Origin of the sequence: Niveispirillum sp. (assembly GCF_052437035.1) — a bacterium.
Taxonomy (GTDB): domain Bacteria; phylum Pseudomonadota; class Alphaproteobacteria; order Azospirillales; family Azospirillaceae; genus Niveispirillum.
Map to the genome: position 1 here is coordinate 160,320 of NZ_JBQVOH010000002.1, position 17,165 is coordinate 177,484.

Annotated in this window: 12 protein-coding genes; all 12 read right to left on the reverse strand. The window is 61.6% G+C overall.

Going from position 1 to position 17,165, the window contains the following annotated elements:
• Positions 1 to 2: 2 nt before the first annotated feature.
• Positions 3 to 296 carry a UxaA family hydrolase gene (locus ACT6Q8_RS05975; RefSeq protein WP_444734161.1) on the reverse strand — a complete coding sequence of 98 codons (294 nt, stop codon included), beginning with the start codon at positions 294 to 296 and terminating at the stop codon, positions 3 to 5.
• On the reverse strand, positions 296 to 1,129 hold the full coding sequence (locus ACT6Q8_RS05980; protein ID WP_444734160.1) for an amidohydrolase family protein: 834 nt from the start codon (positions 1,127 to 1,129) through the stop codon (positions 296 to 298). The genes ACT6Q8_RS05975 and ACT6Q8_RS05980 overlap by 1 nt, the downstream gene beginning before the upstream one ends.
• Positions 1,126 to 2,166: an aldo/keto reductase gene (locus ACT6Q8_RS05985; protein ID WP_444734159.1), complete on the reverse strand. Its 1,041-nt coding sequence runs from the start codon at positions 2,164 to 2,166 to the stop codon at positions 1,126 to 1,128. Before ACT6Q8_RS05985 ends, ACT6Q8_RS05980 begins: the two co-directional genes overlap by 4 nt.
• Positions 2,163 to 2,525 carry an L-rhamnose mutarotase gene (locus ACT6Q8_RS05990; RefSeq protein ID WP_054169269.1) on the reverse strand — a complete coding sequence of 121 codons (363 nt, stop codon included), beginning with the start codon at positions 2,523 to 2,525 and terminating at the stop codon, positions 2,163 to 2,165. The genes ACT6Q8_RS05985 and ACT6Q8_RS05990 overlap by 4 nt, the downstream gene beginning before the upstream one ends.
• Positions 2,526 to 2,641: 116 nt before the next feature.
• Entirely contained in the window at positions 2,642 to 3,421 is a 780-nt protein-coding gene (locus tag ACT6Q8_RS05995) for an IclR family transcriptional regulator (RefSeq protein ID WP_444734158.1), read from the reverse strand.
• Positions 3,422 to 3,601: 180 nt separating this feature from the next.
• Positions 3,602 to 7,009, reverse strand: coding sequence for a TonB-dependent receptor (locus ACT6Q8_RS06000; RefSeq protein WP_444734157.1), 3,408 nt, complete (start codon positions 7,007 to 7,009; stop codon positions 3,602 to 3,604).
• A 43-nt stretch (positions 7,010 to 7,052) separates the two neighbouring features.
• Positions 7,053 to 8,147 carry a pectinesterase family protein gene (locus ACT6Q8_RS06005; protein WP_444734156.1) on the reverse strand — a complete coding sequence of 365 codons (1,095 nt, stop codon included), beginning with the start codon at positions 8,145 to 8,147 and terminating at the stop codon, positions 7,053 to 7,055.
• A gap of 392 nt (positions 8,148 to 8,539) precedes the next feature.
• Positions 8,540 to 9,853: a pectate lyase family protein gene (locus ACT6Q8_RS06010; protein WP_444734155.1), complete on the reverse strand. Its 1,314-nt coding sequence runs from the start codon at positions 9,851 to 9,853 to the stop codon at positions 8,540 to 8,542.
• Positions 9,854 to 9,855: 2 nt separating this feature from the next.
• Positions 9,856 to 11,490, reverse strand: a complete 1,635-nt coding sequence (locus ACT6Q8_RS06015; RefSeq protein ID WP_444734154.1) for a family 43 glycosylhydrolase — start codon at positions 11,488 to 11,490, stop codon at positions 9,856 to 9,858.
• A 25-nt stretch (positions 11,491 to 11,515) separates the two neighbouring features.
• Positions 11,516 to 12,370, reverse strand: a complete 855-nt coding sequence (locus ACT6Q8_RS06020) for a rhamnogalacturonan acetylesterase (protein WP_444734153.1) — start codon at positions 12,368 to 12,370, stop codon at positions 11,516 to 11,518.
• A 14-nt stretch (positions 12,371 to 12,384) separates the two neighbouring features.
• A complete protein-coding gene (locus ACT6Q8_RS06025; RefSeq protein WP_444734152.1) occupies positions 12,385 to 14,664 on the reverse strand; it encodes a glycoside hydrolase family 95 protein in 2,280 nt (759 codons plus the stop codon).
• Between the two features lie 648 nt (positions 14,665 to 15,312).
• Entirely contained in the window at positions 15,313 to 17,019 is a 1,707-nt protein-coding gene (locus ACT6Q8_RS06030) for a long-chain-fatty-acid--CoA ligase (protein WP_444734151.1), read from the reverse strand.
• Positions 17,020 to 17,165: the final 146 nt, after the last annotated feature.

A 17,165-nucleotide genomic window follows, 5' to 3' on the forward strand; every position in this document is an offset into this window, starting at 1 on the left:
CTTCAACCGGAGACCGCGTCGCGCAGATGCGCGCCGATATAGTCGCTTTTCATGTTGTGCATATGGACCCAGCCGCCTGCCCTGATATCGGCGGTCATCGAGCCGATGGACGCGCCGTATTTTATGACCTTGTCACCGGTGGAAAGGTCGCGGCGTGCCAGTTTGTGACCCAGGGCCACACGCTGCGCTGCGACGATGTCCGCCCCCTCCACGCGGATATGTTCACCCGCCTCCACCGTCCGGCAGCAGACAACGACATTATCGTCGCCATGCAGCAGGATTACCGCCGGTGCCATCACGCCCCCTCCAGCCTGTAAGTACGTGCGGCATTGCCGCCCATGATCGCGGTCGCCGCGCCGGCATCCAGCCGGGCCAGGAACGCCTGGGTCAGCGCGTGCCAGCGGTGATAGGACCCGGCCAAGTCCAGCACCGGCCAGTCACTGCCCCAGATCAGCCGATCCGGCCCGAACAGGTCCAGCAGTTCCGCCATCCTGTCCAGAATGGCTGCATCATCCGTGCCGGGCACCATTTCCGTCAGCAGGCCCGACAGTTTGCAGGTGACATTGCCACATCGGGCGGCGGCGGCCATGTCCCGGCGCCAGCCCGGGAGGGGGCCTTTGCCGATCGGGCCCTTGGCCCCGTGGTCGATGATGATGCGCAGACCAGGGTAGCACCGGGCCAGTTCAGCGACACAGGTCAGTTGCGGCGGCATTACCAGCGCATCGAAGGTCAGGCCCGATACCTGCAAGGCCTCAAGCCCTGCGGCCCGTTGGGAGCCGAGTATCCAGGCGGGATCGTCAATAACCTGCAGCATGGGCCGGATGCCGATAAATTTCGCCTGTGCCCGTCGCCGCGCGATCTGGTCGGCAATGTCTGGCGCATCCAGATTGACCCAGCCGACCACCCCATTGATCCAGGGTGTGGCCGTCGCCAGTCCCATCAGGAAATCCGTTTCCGCAACCGTGGGTGCCGCCTGGACCAGGATGGTGGCGTCAATGCCGGCACCATCCAGCAGGGAACGCAGGTCCGCCGGCAAGATCGGACGGTACAGTCTGGGCAGGGCCGGGGTCAGCCAGCCATAATCGCCGCGCGCTGGGTCCCAGAAATGCTGATGCGCGTCGATGATCATCTGACGGACCCCATCACCGATGGGATGGGAGCATCGGGCCGCAGCAGGCCCAGAAGCCGCAGCTCCGACCAGAAATCCGCTGGTATCGGTGCCTCATACAACTGCCGGATTGCCCGCACCCGGTCAGGTGTGTCCAGGCCGGGAATGACGCTGGCCACAACCGGATGGGAAAGCACGAATTGCAGGGCAGCGGCCGGAAGGGTGACACCATACCGCTCGCATACATCCTCAATCCGGCCCACCCGTTCCAGGATGTCCGGCGGGGCGGGCGCATAATTGTAGTATCCCGCACTGTCACCGCGCGTGCCGGTCGCCAGGATGCCGGAATTGAAGATCCCGCCCAGGGTCAGGCTGACACCGTGACGGGCACAGACGGGGATCAGGTCATCCAACGCGCCCTGTTCCAGCAGCGTGTAACGCCCGGCCAGCAGGATCACGTCCAGATCGGCCCGATCCAGACAATCCAGACAGGCCTGCACCTCATTCACGCCGATGCCGAAGGCCGTGATCGACCCCTCCGCCCGCAACCGTTCCAGTGCGTGGAAACCGCCGCCTGTCGTCAATTGCGCCATCATGGCGCTGTTCGCATCGCCATGGGTCACCGCACCGATATCATGGACATAAAGGATGTCCACCCGCGCCAGCCCCAGCCGCTGCAACGACGCCTCGTGCGAGCGCAGAATGCCATCATGGCTGTAATCGTAAACCGGGCGGAAGGGCAGGGCGGAGCGGAAGCCGCACCGTTCCCGATCGTCTATGACACCGGTGTCGGCAACCAGCCGCCGCCCCACCTTCGTGGACAGAACCACGTTGGTGCGCCCACGCACCGCGTCCCCCACCCGCCGTTCCGACAGGCCAAAACCATAATAGGGTGCCGTATCAATATGCGTCAGTCCTGAATCCAGGGCTGTGGACAGGGTGGCGCGGGCCTGTTCGTCCCCCACGGGGTGGTACAGATTACCCATAGGGGCGGCGCCGAAACCGATTTCCGGCACCGTTAGCGCGGTGCGCCCGACGCGGCGGCGGGGCAATGTCATTCCATCCCCCCGGCTAATGGTTCATGCTGTGAAAGATCGAAGATGGGCTGCATCGGGCGCCATTTCTCCCCCGCTTGCGCTGCCGGCAGCGCCTTCTGGAAACGCCACATTAGCGTTTCCCAACGGGATACGGCTTCGTCCTGGGCGGCTGGGGTGGGGCGGGGATAGTCATCCGTGACCTCTGCTACCATGACCATCCGGTCATCCACCCGCCAAATCTGCATCTCCACCACACCGGACGCCCGGATATGGTCCAGAACCTCTGGCCAGACGCCGCCAGGCCGATGCAAATTTTCATAGTCGGCAATCAGTGCGGCATCCGACACAAGGTCGAGCGCCAGAACCAGACGGCGGGTCATTTCCCGCCCCCGATATGGCTCCAAAGCATGGACACGACCTCCCCCAATTTCTGAGGTGTCATTATCGCTTGTGAAATCATAATCTCAAATAAGAAAATACGGATGATCGGGGGCGATCAGCCCTTATGGCCCAGAACCGCGGAGATTGCCTGGGTTGCGGCGCGCAGTTCCTGGCGCGCCGCCTCGGTATCCACCTTCTGTGACCCGTCGATCATCTCCATGAAGGGGATGGTCAGGGCCGCCATGACATCGCCGTTGAAGCCGAAAATCGGTAGGCTGATATCGGTGACGCCAAAGGTTACGGGGCTTTTGCGGCTGTCAAAGCCCTGGGTCCGGACCTGGGCCAGCGCCTTTTCCAGGGCGGCCCGGTCGCAAGCCGTCCCCTTTGCCGCCTCTGCCAGTTCGATCAGACGGGATGTGCGGGCAGGGGGAGAGAAGGCCAGTAGGACATGGCCGGAACAACTGCGCAGCAGATCGACGGCGGCCCCCACCTTCAGTGCGAAGCCGCGTGTGCCGGGGCTTTCCTGGCGGGCGATCACCAGACCCTGGCCGCCATTCACCACCACCAGATGGCAGGATTGTCCCACCGCCGATGCCAGCCGCTCCATCGGCATCAGGGCAGCGGCAATCAGGTTCTGCGACGGGGTGGCGCGCAAGGCCACATCCAGCAGCTTGTAGGCCACGGTGTAGCGGTCGGTCGTTTCCGATTTTTGGAGATAGCCGTGCATCTCCATGACGATGACGATGCGGAACAGTTCGCCCACCGACCGGCCCAGGATGGCTGACATCTCGCTGATCTGCATGCCCGCCGGTCGGTCGGCCAGCAGTTCCAGAATTTCAAAGGCCTTTTCCAGGGCGGGGGCCGCGTAGGTGCCTTTCAATCCGGGACGGGACATGGATGATCCTTTCACCAACCGGCCATCGCGAATGCCAGTTCTCTGTCGGGACAAAGCCATACACCGGGCGAACCGGTTTTTGAAGCCGGGTGGTGTCCACCAAAAAATTGGCCCCGTCCCTGTTCCCAGGGACGGGGCCAGTGATCTCGCGGGGAAGGAATTCAGCCCGCGGGAGGGAGATTAGAACCGGACGCGGGTACCGACGCGGAAGATACGCCCGGAGCTGCCATACTGCGTAACAGCCTCCTGGCCTTCATAGGCGTAGCGGTCGCTGGTCTGGTTGGTCAGATTAAGGCCTTCCGCCGTCACCGTGATCAGGTCGGTCAGCTTGTAGCTGATCGATGCATCGATATTGGTGGTCGAACGGCTAAAGACGAAATCGTTGATCAGCGGGCTGTCGCACGCCGTGCCCTGCGTGGCCGGGCTGGTCGGCACCGGTGTTTGCAGGCCGGGAGCACAGGCACCGGCGGCGATGGGATAGGATGTGCTGTAGCCCTTGCGCTGCGCCACCGAGACACGGGCGCGGAAATCGTCCGTTTCATAGTAGAGCGTGGCGTTGAAGGCGTCCGGCGACACGTTCAGGAAGGGTCCCGTCGCGATGGTCGGGGCCACGGTAGCCGTGCCGGGGTCCAAGATGTATTTCAGCTTGCTCTTGATATGGGTGTAGTTGAACTGTGTGCCGAAATCGGACCAGAATTCCGGCAGGAAGGTGAAGTCCATCTGGAAGCTGGCCTCAAAGCCGCGCAGCCAGCCGCCGGGTGCGTCGCGATACTGACGGGCTGTGAACTCATATCCGGCATCCAGATAGGCCAGTTGTTGGGCATTGGTGAAGCCGGCGCGGATCGCCTGGATACCTTCGTCGTCCAGGAAGTCGGACAGCTTGGCCGAATAGAGCACGGTCTGCGGGAAGCTGCTGATATCCTTGCTGAAACCGGCGATGGAGATCAGGCCACCCGGCTGGAAATACCATTCGACGCTGGCATCGAAATTATCCGAGCGGAAAGGCTTCAGCTTGGGATTGCCGATGGTCAGCGTGGCACCCGTCGTGGCGCCGGTGTTGGGGATCGACAGGGCCGTAATGGTCGGAGAGAGGTTGCCCAGCAGCGGGCGTGCCATCACCTTGGACGCACCGAAGCGCAGCAGCACATCGTCGATGGGCTCATACACCATGTTCAGCGAGGGCAGGATGTCGGTATATTTGTTGGAGCCTTTCAGCGGGCGCCCGGCATTGCTGTTGCCAAGGCTGTCGACCTCCGTCACAGCGATGCGGGTGCCGACATTGCCACGGAACGGGTTGCCGAACAGTTCCAGGTCCCAGTCGCCCTGCACATAGTAGCCGGTATCGCGCTCGGTTACGCTATAACGCTCGCGCCCGCCATTGCGCTTGTTGGTGATGCGCCAGTCGCCCCATTTGTTGACGCAGTTGCAGGTGAAGTCGAACAGATCGTCGAAGGCCTGGATCGAGGGCACCACAAAGCTGGTCATCGTGCCGTCCGGTACCTTCAGCCCCTGGCCGAAGTCGATAACGCGGCTGACGCTGGCGGTGGTGACGCCGGCTTCTTTCAGGGTCGGATTCAGCAGGTCGTTGTTGCGTTCATACTGGTCGGTATTGAACGTGAACTCCTTATAGTTCGCGCCAAAGCCCAGGCTGAATTCATCCACGATCTGCCAGTCGAAGTCGATCTTGCCCTGCTTGTAGGTGTTCTTCACGAAGCGCTGATAATTGCGGATGCCGGAGAAACCCTTCACGGTTTCCCAGTTGGCCGGATCAGCAGCGTCGAACCCGAAATCGATCACCGGCATGGAACCGCCGCCGCGTTCGTCATAGACGAACAGGCCCTGGCTATCCATGCGGTTGAATTCCACCAGTAAACCCTGGCTGACATTGGTCGATTTCGACATGCCGGTAATGATCCGCATAGTGAAATCTTCGCTGAAATCATGATCCAGCTGCAATGAACCCTGGTGGAACTTGGTCACATAGTGGCTCTGGTCCGCAGCGGAACGGAAATCCACATTCCGCAGAACCAGATAATCAGCCAAGCCGTTGGTTACGTTGGCATCCAGAACGTCCACCGCAGGCCGACCGATCAACGCGCCACGAAAGGCCAGTCGATTGCTGGACGGGATGTAACCCACCGAACTGGGGTTGTTGTAATAGTCGTAGGGGTCGAGATTATAGGGGTTGGTCGAGAAGATGTTGGCATTAGTCGGGGTGGTGGTGCCCGGCACCACGGCGGCCGAACCCAGGATCGACGTCACCCGCTGACCCGATGCGTTGAAGGCCGTGGTAAAGGCCGGCGTGGAGCCGTAAAGCTGCTGGCCGCAATCCTGCCCCGGGACCAGATCACTGCCGGCATTGGGCACGCACAGACCAGGATACAGCGCGCGGGCCGCAACAGGGGTCAGCGAGTTGCTGGCCGTGTTGTAGGTGGCGTTGGTGTTGTTGCGGTTCAGGCCGACGCTGGACACCTGATTGTAGGTGGACAGGTTCTCCAGCCGGGAATAGGCGCCGTCAATCGACAGCTTGGTGTCGTCATTCACCTGCCACTGATATGCTGCGGTCAGGCCCAGCCGTTCCTGCTTCACATCCTGTTGTTCGATGGAGGCCAGAGCCGGAATGCGGACCAGACTGTCATTGAAACGGCCCGGCGTGTTGTAGGGCGCGCCGGGATACAGCTTGGCGTAGGCCGCGGGGTCCGACCCCGTCTGATAGGCGATGGCATCGGGATTGGTAATCGCGCTGCCGAAGCTGGTGCCCACCGGAGCGGAGAAGCCGGCCCGCTGGGGATTTTCATCACCCGCCCATTGTGAGCCGCGATAAAGATAGTCGGACTGGCCCGGGCTGCGGCGGAACTGGTCGATTTCGTTCACCGATTTGGAGTAGGCCCCGGAAATCAGGATGCCCATCGTATTGTCGTTGAACAGGTGGGACAGAAGGCCCGCCGTGCGCGGGTTGATCTTCTTGGAGTTCTGATTGTAGCTGCCTTCCGTCGACAGCGCGTAGGTGTCCTTCTTGTAGTCGAAAGGACGGCCCGTCTGCAGGTCGATGGTGGCGCCCAGCGAGCCTTCATCCGTTTCGGCCGACGGTGACTTCTGCACCTTCAGCGACGAAAACAGCTCGGAAGCAAAGGTTGAATAGTCGAACGAACGCGACCGGTTCGGCGTGGAGCCGGAATCGTTGGAACCGGCGGTCGACAGTGCCTCAAGGCCGTTCAGACGGGTACGGTTGAAATCGCCACCAAGACCACGGACGGTGATTGACCGGCCTTCACCATTGTCGCGGTCGATGGATACGCCGGGCAGGCGCTGTAAGCTTTCCGCCAGATTGTTATCGGGGAAGTCGGCAATATCCTCGGCGTTGATCGCGTCCACCTGCTCAGTGGAGTTGCGCTTCTCGTTCAAGGCGGACCGCAGCGAGGCGCGGAAACCGGTGACAATGATTTCCTCTAGCGCACCACCGGCGGACCCCGAAGCGGCGGGGGCCGATTGCGCCGACGCAATACCGGGCATGATCAGCCCGGCAACAGCCAGGGCTAGGATGGAGCAGCCGCCCAGGCCGCGTGTCAGGTTCTGCTTCACACTCATCTTCCTCTACCTCCCCTTGTCCGACGCTGGTGTTCCCGGTCTGTCATGCCGGTTGCCAGTCGCCCCACATGTTTGATCTGTCGAATGTCACCAGATCGGCTGTCGACAACAGGCGCCGGCTACGGCTGGCACTGCCGCTGCCCGGTCCCTGGCTGCCATACTCGAAAAGTCGCGCCTCGCCGGGTGTCAGCTCCGTACGGGTGCCGTCGCGCGTGTAGCCCATGGAGGTCCAGCCATCGGGATGGATATGCGCGTCCATCCAGCAATCGATGAAAGCACTGGCCCCCAGCAGTTCCATGTTGCCGCCCGCCCGCCATGGACGGCCCAGATACACGGAACCGTCAGGCAGAGCCTCCTCCCGCGTCAGGCGGCATTGCCGGAAGACGAAGCCCACAGGTTGCGCCTGATGCGTGCTGGGGGCGGCCACGAAGCCTTGTATCCCGTCGCCGGGACGAAGGCGGGAGCGGATTTCGCAGTTGCGGATCAGTGCTGCGGCCCCGCCGAAGATGAAATCCACGCTGCCGGCGATCAGGCTGTCTTCCACCAGGGCGCGACCAGACCGCAGATAAAAGCTGTCCTGATGGCCGATAATGGCCAGGTCGCGCAGCACTGACCGGTCCGCCCCAGGGCCTAGGGCCAGGGCGACCGCCTGTGCCCCATTGATGCCGTCGGCGCGCAGCGTGTTCGCGACATAATCGAAATCATTGCGGATGGACAGATGGGCAGCGGCAAAATCAGGCGCCTCAACCGTCACAGCGGAGGATCCATAGGTTCCCCAGTTGCCATTGTCCGGCCGTTTCATGCCGGCGGCGATGGAATAGGTCAGGATTGTCCGGTCGCGGCCAGACCCCGTCAGGGTGACACGCGGCCGAGTGATCCGCAGCTTCTCCTCCCAAACGCCGGGGCCAATCTCGATATGCCAAGGCTTTGCCGGGTCGTCAGGCGCAGCGGCCAGCGCGTCGGCAACGCTGCGAAAGGCACCGTTACGACCGTTCTTCGCCACACGCGCATGGGGCGTGTCAGCGGCGATCACAGGAAGGGGCAGAGACGCAGACAGAGTACCACCGGCCAGGAACAGCCGGCGTGTCATGTCAAAGCGATCCCGTCCGCCATCCGCCATGGGGCAGGGCGTCAACATGATCAAGTTCCAGTTTTAAAGGCGGATCGCGCCCACGCTAAACGGCGGCGGTCTTTGCCCTGGATCGTCGATATGTCTGGTTCATCATCTGCCTCCCCTGGTCTGTTCGACGCCGTTACCGGCGCTCAGGCGTTGTCGCCTTGTTTCAATCACGATCCATAGGCTGGTCGGATTGATATTACGAACGGAAAGTTAAATTCTACTGTCACCGGTGTCAACGCTGTTTTGCGTTAGCGATAACATCTGTAACCATTAAGATTCCAAAGAGTGCGAGCGGCCCCCGACCAAAGTCGGAGGTAGATTATTGCCCGTTATTCCTTGACTGATCTCCCAGCAAGCTATGGCCACTGACCACCGGTGTCAATGTAAATTTCATGAGTGATAATCTATTTTCACTGATAACTCGGCGCGAGAGAATTCAGCCACTGTTCCAGGTTGGTGTAGCCGTTGGCACCGACCCTGGAGCCATCTGAAGGATCGTTTGGATTCAGATGATTGGCGATCTCCCAGGCGTTGGGCATGCCATCGAGATCGCTGTCGGTCCAGGGCTGGCCGGGCATCAGGGTGGGCCAGCCGCCGACCTGTGTCTGGCTATCGATCAGCGAGCCGGCGCGGTCCTTCACACTGGCCACCACATTCCGGTCGATGGCATCGCGGGAAAGAGACGCACCGGCATGGGCCAGGACCCGCTGAAAGGCGCTGGGGGCAGGGTCCGGTGTCATTGGGGCCATGTCCACCAGCGGCGCATCGCGGCGGATGCCGACCCTGGCACCGACCAGCGACCATGGATCGGTCGGGATGGTGCCATTCATGCTGTTGCCAGCGAAATAGAGACGCGCATTGGGGTTCGCCTCTTCAAAGGCGAGCTTCCCCTGTGAATTCGGGCCTGGAATGTAGGTATTGTCGATGAAATCATAGCTGACGATGGAGGCCTTGACCCCCTGATCGGCGTTATAACCCGATGCCTTTCCACCCCAATTGTAAAAGACATTGGAATGGAATTGATAGAACGGGCCGATATTGTCCACCGGTGGCATCTGCGTATTGCCGGGGCGCGGCATACGGGCGATATGGTGAGCCCAGAGATTATGGTGAAAGCTGATCTTTGCGCCATGGGAACAGCGCAACAAGGTGCCATAACCATGCTGTCCCTTGGCATGCAGGGATTTGTTCAGTGACTGCGCAATGATCGACCATTGCACGGTGATGTCATAAGGGCCGTCCGCGACCTGTTTGTAGGTTGAGCCGATGGACAGGCTTTCATCCACTGACCAACTGGCGGAAACATGATCGACCATGATCCGCCGCCCGCCCGTGATTTCGAACGCATCGCTTTCCACCCCCTGTTCATCGCCCAGACGGACCCGCAGGTAGCGGACGACAACATCGTCAGCATGGATGCGGAACGGCTGCCCGCGCAGGGTGATGCCATCGCCGGGCGCTGTCTGCCCGGCGATGGTGACGCGCCCCTGACGGACATTCAGCGGGCTTTTCAAGATGATGGTGCCGCCAATGTCAAAGATGATGGTGCGCGGCCCCGCCGTCTCCACCGCCGCCCGCAGCGATCCGGGGCCACCATCCTCCAGGTTTGTGACCCGCAGGACAGCGCCGCCGCGCCCGCCCAGGGAGGTGGCACCCGCCCCCTCCGCACCGGGAAAGGCGGGAATGGTCGTGACAAGGGCGGCGGCAAGCAGCAGGGCCGGCATGGTTACAGCGCCTTGAAAGTGAGGTTGGAGAATTTGGCGGTGCCGGTACCGGCGGAGTAAATCCCTGGCCGCAGCATCAGGAAGCCGCCACGCACATTGTGGTGATAGCCCGACACTTCCATGCCCCGATCGAACCGGTTCCAGGTTTTGCCGCCATCGCCGCTGAAATCGTAATAGACGATGTGGCGGTCATTGGTGGTGCGCAGGCGCATCTTGCGCCCATGCGGATTGGCGGGCCTGCCGCGTTCGATGCCGTACTGATGCGTCACGAACCGCTTCTCATCGAACCCGATGCCGCAATAGAGCTTTTCATCATAGAAAAGCACCATACCGGCCACGCCGCCCGCCTCGATCTCGATATCGCATTCGAACTGGTACGAGGTGTCACCGGCCACCAGCAGCAGGGGTGAACTGTCCTTGGGCGCGGTACCGCTGGCCACTAGGCGCAAGGTGCCGTTGGCCACGCTGGCGCGCGCATCCTCGGTCGGGCCGGGTTTGAAGAAGTTCCATTTCGGGCCGATTTGCAGGGTCTTGAAATCGTCCGACAGGGCCATGCCATGCGGCCCCTTGCGCCCGCCCTTCGGCGCGGGCAGCGGCTGTGACAGGTCACCGCCCGTCATGCGGAACCAGCCATCCGCCGTCCATTCCACCGGGTCCAGCAGCGTCTGCCGGCCCAGCGTCCAGAACCCGTTTTCGAACCCGTGATAGACGGACCACCAGTCGCCTGCCGGCCCCTCCACCAGGGTGGCGTGGCCACGCGACCACCAATATTCGTCATTGCTGACGGTACGCACGATGGGATTGTGGGGGCAATCTTCCCAGGGGCCATTGATGGATTTCGACCGCGCGGCGATGACCATATGGCCGGTCGGCGGGCCCGCCGTGCCGCCCACGGCTGTGATCATGTAGAAATATTCACCATGCTGCGTGATCTTCGGTCCTTCCGGCGAGAAACCTTCGACGATCCAGTCGGACGGGTAACGCCAGGGGTTATAAACCTTCTCCGGTTCCCCCACGGTTGACAGACCATCATCGGTCAGACGGATACGGCTGCCGCCCGACAGGAACAGCCAGCGCGACCCATCCTCGCCCACGGCATGGCCGGGGTCGATGAAGCCGGAAAGACCCAGATATTTCGGCTCGCTCCACGGGCCTTCGATGTTGTCGGCCCAGATGACATAGGTGCCGGTCGGCGTACCCTTCACAGGGATGTAGAGGAAAAAGCGGCCATTATGCTTGGTCAGTTCCGGTGCCCACACGGACCCCAGATTCTTGGTCAGCGCCGCCGTCACCGGCTTCCAGTTCAGCAAATCCTGCGAATGCCAGATGACCAGACCCGGATAGCTGTCGAAGGTGGAGAAGGTTATGTAATAATCCTTCCCGTCCTTCAGGATCGTGGGATCGGGATGGTCACCGGAAAAAAGCGGGTTTAGGAAACGGCCATCGCCCAGATCGGGTTTGCGTTGGTTGTCCAGGCCGCGCGCCCATTGCGGACCGCCAGGCTTGCCGGGCGGAATGCAGGCCGTGGGTGCGGAAGCGGGCGCAGCAGCCCCGGCGGTGGCGGCGGGGCCGGCGGCAAGGCCTGCACCGCCCATCAGGGCGAGACTCAGCGCGTTGCGGCGGGAGATATCGGTCATGTTGTGTTCTCTCTCGTCGGTCGGGTCAGGGGATCAGGAAACGGCGAAGGGCGGGCACGGCATCCGCCAGTTCCTTTGTGACGATGGTGGCGAAGTAATCCGCCCCTTCGCGGCCCAGATGGGTGTAATCGAAGGACAGTTTGGCCTGGCCCATCGGTTCCACCGCGGCATTATTCTGTGCCGGTGTTTGGGCGGCGGCGGCATCGCTGGGCTTGCTGGCCGGAATGGTGGTGCCGGTCAGGGCGGCGGCGGCCACCTCCGGCGGGGGCGGCATCTGGGCGAAGCGGTTGGCCTGGGTCGGGCCCATCTCCTGCACCGCCTGCCGTGAACGTGCATGCAGATCGATCAGCGGCACCTTCAGTTCGGCAGCAACCCTGCGCGTTGTCTCCGCCCAGGGGCCGAGATCGTCCTGCAAAACGCCCTCCTTGAACTGCCGTCGTGTCAGGGGGGTGACAAGGATCGGTTCCGCACCGGCGGCCCTTATCTCCTCCACATAACGTTTCAGGTTGGCGGGGAACTCCGTCGCCAGATCGGTTGACCGGCCGGGCTTGCCCGGCTGGTCATTATGGCCGAACTGGATCAGGACGTAGGTTTTGTCAAACCCGCCGCCCTTCACCTCCTCCATGGCGATTTCCCAGGAGCGTTCGGCCCGATAATTGCCGGAACTGCGCCCGCCCTTGGCCAGATTGACACAGGCGACAGCGGATGTGACGTGGTACCCGCAGAAGCTGGGGCCCCAGCCGCCCTGCACGGCAACGGTGCTGTCGCCGATCAGCACGATTTTGGCCATGCGGGGGCGAGGGGTGTCCGGGGCCGGGTCGGCGGCCAGAACTGGGCCCGCCAGCACCAGGGATGCCAAACAGATTGCAAGTTTCTTCATGGCTGGCGCTATCCTCACAGGAGGGTGACCGCAAGGGCGGCCCCGTTATGGGTCACGCGCACAGGTTTGCGGGGTTCCAGATCAATCTCCACGACCTGTTTCCCAAGGCGGATGCGATGCCGGCCCGCAACCCGCGCTTCCAGCAGGGCCTGATCCAGGCGGCCACCGGACCAGGACAGATCGACCCGCACAGCGCCCCTTGCGCGCAGGCCGCTGATCGCCCCCTTGGGCCAGGCCGACGGCAGGGCCGGCAGGAGGTGGATCTCGTTCTTGCGGCTGCGCAACAGCATCTCCGTGATGCCTGCCGTGCCGCCGAAATTACCATCGATCTGGAAGGGCGGATGGCTGTCGAACAGATTGGGATAGGTGCGCGTGGGACGCAGCAGCATGCGCAGCACCAGATGTGCCCGTTCCGCATCCCCCAACCGTGCCCACAGGTTCAACCGCCAGCCGATACCCCAGCCGGTGGCTTCATCGCCCCGGATTTCCAGGGATTTGCGGGCCGCTGCCGCCAGCTCCGGCGTATCGAACACATCGATCTGGCCGCTGGGATAGACGGCATAGAGGTGGGAAACATGGCGGTGATGGATTTCCGGGGCCAGCATGTCCCAATCCTCCACCCATTCCTGAAGCTGTCCGACCTTGCCGATCTTGTCAGGTGCGAGACGTGCGCGGGTTTTTGCCGCCTGTTCGCGGAACTCTGCATCGACGCCCAGGATTTCAGCCGCTTTGATGCAATTGTCGAACAGGTCGCGAAGGATCTGTTGATCCATCGCGGGACCGGCAACCAATGAGGAGCCGTGCGGATGCCGGTTTTCAGGCGACAGTGACGGGCTGGTCATCAGATAGCCGCTCTTCGCGTCCTCGACCAGCGTGTCCAGAAAGAACTCGGCCGAGCCCTTCATCAAGGGATAGACCTTGGCCAGGAAGTCCAAATCCCGGCCATAGTCATAGTGATCCCACAGATGCAGGCAGAGCCAGGCGCCGCCGACGGGCCACATGCCGAACTTCGCACCATCGATCGGGGCGGTCGCCCTCCAAAGATCGGTATTATGGTGGGCCATCCAGCCGCGTGCGCCATACATGTCGCGTGCCGTGCGCGCGCCGGTTTCGGCAATGTCGCGGATCAGCGATACCAGCGGTTCCAACAGTTCCGGCAGAGAGGTGGGCTCCGCCGGCCAGTAATTCATCTCCGTATTGATATTGATGGTATATTTGCTGCCCCAACTAGGCTTCAGACTGTCGTTCCAAATGCCCTGCAGGTTGGCTGGCTGGGTCCCGGGACGGGAAGAGCAGATCAGCAGGTAACGACCGAACTGGTGATAGAGCGCTGCCAGGGCAGGGTCATTCAATTCCGCGCTGTTGCTTACCCGTTCGTCGGTGGGCAGGTCGGCTGCGGCACTGGTGCCCAGATCAATGGAAACCCGCCTGAACAGGGCGCGGTGCGCACTCAAATGGGTGTCCAGGATCTGTGCGAACGGCTTATCAGCTACGGCTAGAATCTGCCCCGCCGTGATGGCGTCAGGATCGCCCGAGACATCATCATAACGGCGGAACGACGTGGCAGCAGCCAGCAACAGGACCACATTTTCCGCGCCGCGGACCGTCAGATGGTCGCCGCCGGACTGAACCGTGCCGCCCGATGCCAGGGCACGCACCTGGCAGGTGAAGCGCAGGGCACCGGCCACGCCATGCTGTTCCCCATTGCGACCGCGCAGGGACAGCAGATCGGACGCATCCGCCTTCACTTCCACGCCCTTATGAGGGCTGGAAAGCTTTACATCCACATCAACCCGGCCCGACCCTTGCGTCGACAGACGCACCACAAGGACCTGATCAACGGGCGATGCGAAGACTTCCCGCGTATAGAGAGTGTCGCCAACGCGGAAACGCGTTGTGGCAACGGCCCGGTCCAGGTCCAGGTCGCGGCGATACTCTGCCGCGCCCGCGAGGCCCGGAAATTCCAGCCAGAGGTCGCCCAATGTCTGATAGGACATCTGCCGGACCGGCTTGCCCATCATCTTTGCATTCACCAGGGCTTCCGCCTCGGCATATTTTCCCTGGGCGATCAGGGACCGCACCTCCGGCAGCGCGGCGCGGGCATCCGGGTTGACCGGGTTATAGGGCCCGCCCGACCACAATGTATCTTCATTGAGCTGTAACTGGTCCTTGGCAATCCCGCCGAAAACCATGGCCCCCAGACGCCCGTTGCCGATGGCAAGGGCCTCGGTCCATACGCTCGCTGGTTTGCGGTACCAGAGTGTCAGGGGGGAGGGCGGTGTCGTCGTTGACATTGCCGTTTGCGCATTTGCCAGAATGGGGCAGGCCAAGGTTGTGGCACCGATGCCCTTCAGGGCCTGTCTGCGGGTCCAAGCTGTCATTTTGCTCTCGTTCTTGTGGTGCGGGTCCAACTGCGCGACAGGGGGAGCCGAAGCGGGCCGATGATCCAGGCGGGAGCTGTAGATGGATCAACGAATTGATACCGGTGTCATTGCGATATTTTTAAAGCGACCAATCGCTTGGTCGCACAGAAGGTCGCCATGCCGGCGAACATCACAATCAACGTGCAGAGATGGTTGAGGGCATCTTGAGCGCCGATTGGTGCTACTTCATCTCCCCGAAACATTATTCGTTATTTATGCTGATAGCGGTACCATATGGCGCGGCTGAGCCTTAGTCAACGGCTGTGTCACGGTCAGATGGCCCTGTTCACCGTTTCCAATGAACGCAATCCTTTGCAAGGAAGCGGAGGGCGTGGAGGATTCAAAGCGTATCATCCTGGATTGGGCAGATGTATAATCAGTCCAGACAATACAAAGGGGGCGATGCGTTCCGTCGCGCCGCCCCCTGCAACATTCCCTGGGATGAGGTCAAATCATCTCGTAATGCCTCAACTCTTCCGGTCGGAAGGAGAGAGAGGCGTCGCCACCATTGTTCCTGACTTATCCCGCCTTCTTCTTGGCTTCCAACTCGTCCAGCAGCGCCTTGCGTGACAGCTTGCCGATCATGGTCTTAGGCAACTCGTCACGGAATTCATACAGCTTGGGCTGTTCGATGGTGGACAGCTTATCCTCCAGGAAGGCCTTCATGTCTTCCTTGGACAGATCACAGCCTTCACGCTTTTTGATATAGGCCTTGACCGTCTGGCCCCGATACGGGTCGGGCACGCCCAGGACGATGCATTCGGCCACGTTGGGGTGCTGATAGATCGCTTCTTCCACGTTGCGCGGATAGACATTGTACCCGCCGGCCAGGATCATGTCCTTGATGCGGTCGACGATGAAGATATAGCCATCCTCATCGAAGTAACCGACGTCGCCGGTATGCAGCATGTCGCCATCCAGCGTCTCCGCCGTGGCCTCGGCCTTGTTCCAATATCCCTTCATCACCTGCGGGCCGATGATGCAGATCTCGCCCCGTTCACCCTGCGGCACCTCGGTCTTGCGGTCTTCCAGGCTGATGATCTTGATGATCGTACCGGGTACCGGCAGGCCGATGGAGCCGGCGCGGCTGGCATGTGGCGGGTTGATGGTGGCGATGGGGGAGCTTTCGGACAGGCCGTAGCCTTCGACCAGCTTGCAGCCCGACAGTTTCTCAAACTGCGCCTTCACCTCAACCGGCAGCGGCGCGCCACCGGAATTGCAAAGCTTGATGGAGGACAGGTCGTATCGGGCCACGTCCTTGTGATTATTGATGGCGGTGTAGATGGTGGGGACGGCGGGGAACTGCGTCGGCTTCTTCTTGTCGATGGTCTCCATCACCTGGTCCAGTTCGAACCGGGGCAGCAGGATCATCTCCCCACCCTTCATCAGGGTCAGGTTCATCACACAGGTCATGGCGAAGACATGGAAGAAGGGCAGTACGCCCAGCATGCGCTCTTCCCCGTCCACCGCTTCGTAGAACCAGGCGGTGGCCTGACGGGTGTTGGCCGTGATGTTGAAATGGGTCAACATCGCGCCCTTGGGCACGCCCGTGGTGCCGCCCGTATACTGCAACACGGCGATATCGTTCTGGGCGTCGATGGTGACGGGCGTCGGACGCCCGTCATTGGCGGTCAGCGTCTTGAACCAGACATGGCGGTCGTCGCGGGGGATATCGGCCACCTCCTTGCGCTTGGCCAGCGGGAACAGCCAGTTCTTGGGGAAGGGCAGGATGTCGGCCATGGGCACGACAATGATCTTCTGCAGCCGTGTCTGTCCGAACATCTTGGACAGCTTGTCATAGGTGACCTTCAGATCCAGGCTGACCATGAAGTCGGTTTCGCTGTCATTGATCATGTGAATAATTTCCCGCTCGGCATAGAGCGGGTTGAAATTCACAACAGTGCCCCCGGCCTTCAGGATGCCGAAGAAGCAGATCACCGAATAAGGGGTGTTGGGCAGGAACAGCCCAACCTTCTGCCCTTTCTTCAGGCCCATCTTCTGCAGACCGGCGGCGAACCGGTCCACCAGAGAGCCGATCTGGGCATAGGTGTATTTCTTGTCCAGGAAGTCGACGCAGGGATTGTTGGGGAAGCGTGCGATGGACGCGTCCAGCATGGCGGGCAGGGATTGGGCCGGCAGATCGATGTCCCACGAAACACCGGCAGGATAGCTCTTTTCCCACAGGAAGGGTTCGCGTGTGGTCATCTTGATGGCGGCTTCGGCCATGTCCGGTCCTCCCGATATGCTCTTGGCGCACTCCAGCGTCGCGCCTTTGATTGACCTATATCGGGAGCCAAAACGCAACCTCAAGCGATTATTCGCGGTGACGTTACGGAAGGTCTGTCGTTTTTTTGCAGGATGGAAGGAAAGCA

Coding starts and splice junctions, on each gene's coding strand:
- ACT6Q8_RS05975 (WP_444734161.1), bottom strand. CDS start 296: ATGGCACCGGCGGTAATCCTGCTGCATGGCGACGATAATGTCGTTGTC.
- ACT6Q8_RS05980 (WP_444734160.1), bottom strand. CDS start 1,129: ATGATCATCGACGCGCATCAGCATTTCTGGGACCCAGCGCGCGGCGAT.
- ACT6Q8_RS05985 (WP_444734159.1), bottom strand. CDS start 2,166: ATGACATTGCCCCGCCGCCGCGTCGGGCGCACCGCGCTAACGGTGCCG.
- ACT6Q8_RS05990 (WP_054169269.1), bottom strand. CDS start 2,525: ATGACCCGCCGTCTGGTTCTGGCGCTCGACCTTGTGTCGGATGCCGCA.
- ACT6Q8_RS05995 (WP_444734158.1), bottom strand. CDS start 3,421: ATGTCCCGTCCCGGATTGAAAGGCACCTACGCGGCCCCCGCCCTGGAA.
- ACT6Q8_RS06000 (WP_444734157.1), bottom strand. CDS start 7,009: ATGAGTGTGAAGCAGAACCTGACACGCGGCCTGGGCGGCTGCTCCATC.
- ACT6Q8_RS06005 (WP_444734156.1), bottom strand. CDS start 8,147: ATGTTGACGCCCTGCCCCATGGCGGATGGCGGACGGGATCGCTTTGAC.
- ACT6Q8_RS06010 (WP_444734155.1), bottom strand. CDS start 9,853: ATGCCGGCCCTGCTGCTTGCCGCCGCCCTTGTCACGACCATTCCCGCC.
- ACT6Q8_RS06015 (WP_444734154.1), bottom strand. CDS start 11,490: ATGACCGATATCTCCCGCCGCAACGCGCTGAGTCTCGCCCTGATGGGC.
- ACT6Q8_RS06020 (WP_444734153.1), bottom strand. CDS start 12,370: ATGAAGAAACTTGCAATCTGTTTGGCATCCCTGGTGCTGGCGGGCCCA.
- ACT6Q8_RS06025 (WP_444734152.1), bottom strand. CDS start 14,664: ATGTCAACGACGACACCGCCCTCCCCCCTGACACTCTGGTACCGCAAA.
- ACT6Q8_RS06030 (WP_444734151.1), bottom strand. CDS start 17,019: ATGGCCGAAGCCGCCATCAAGATGACCACACGCGAACCCTTCCTGTGG.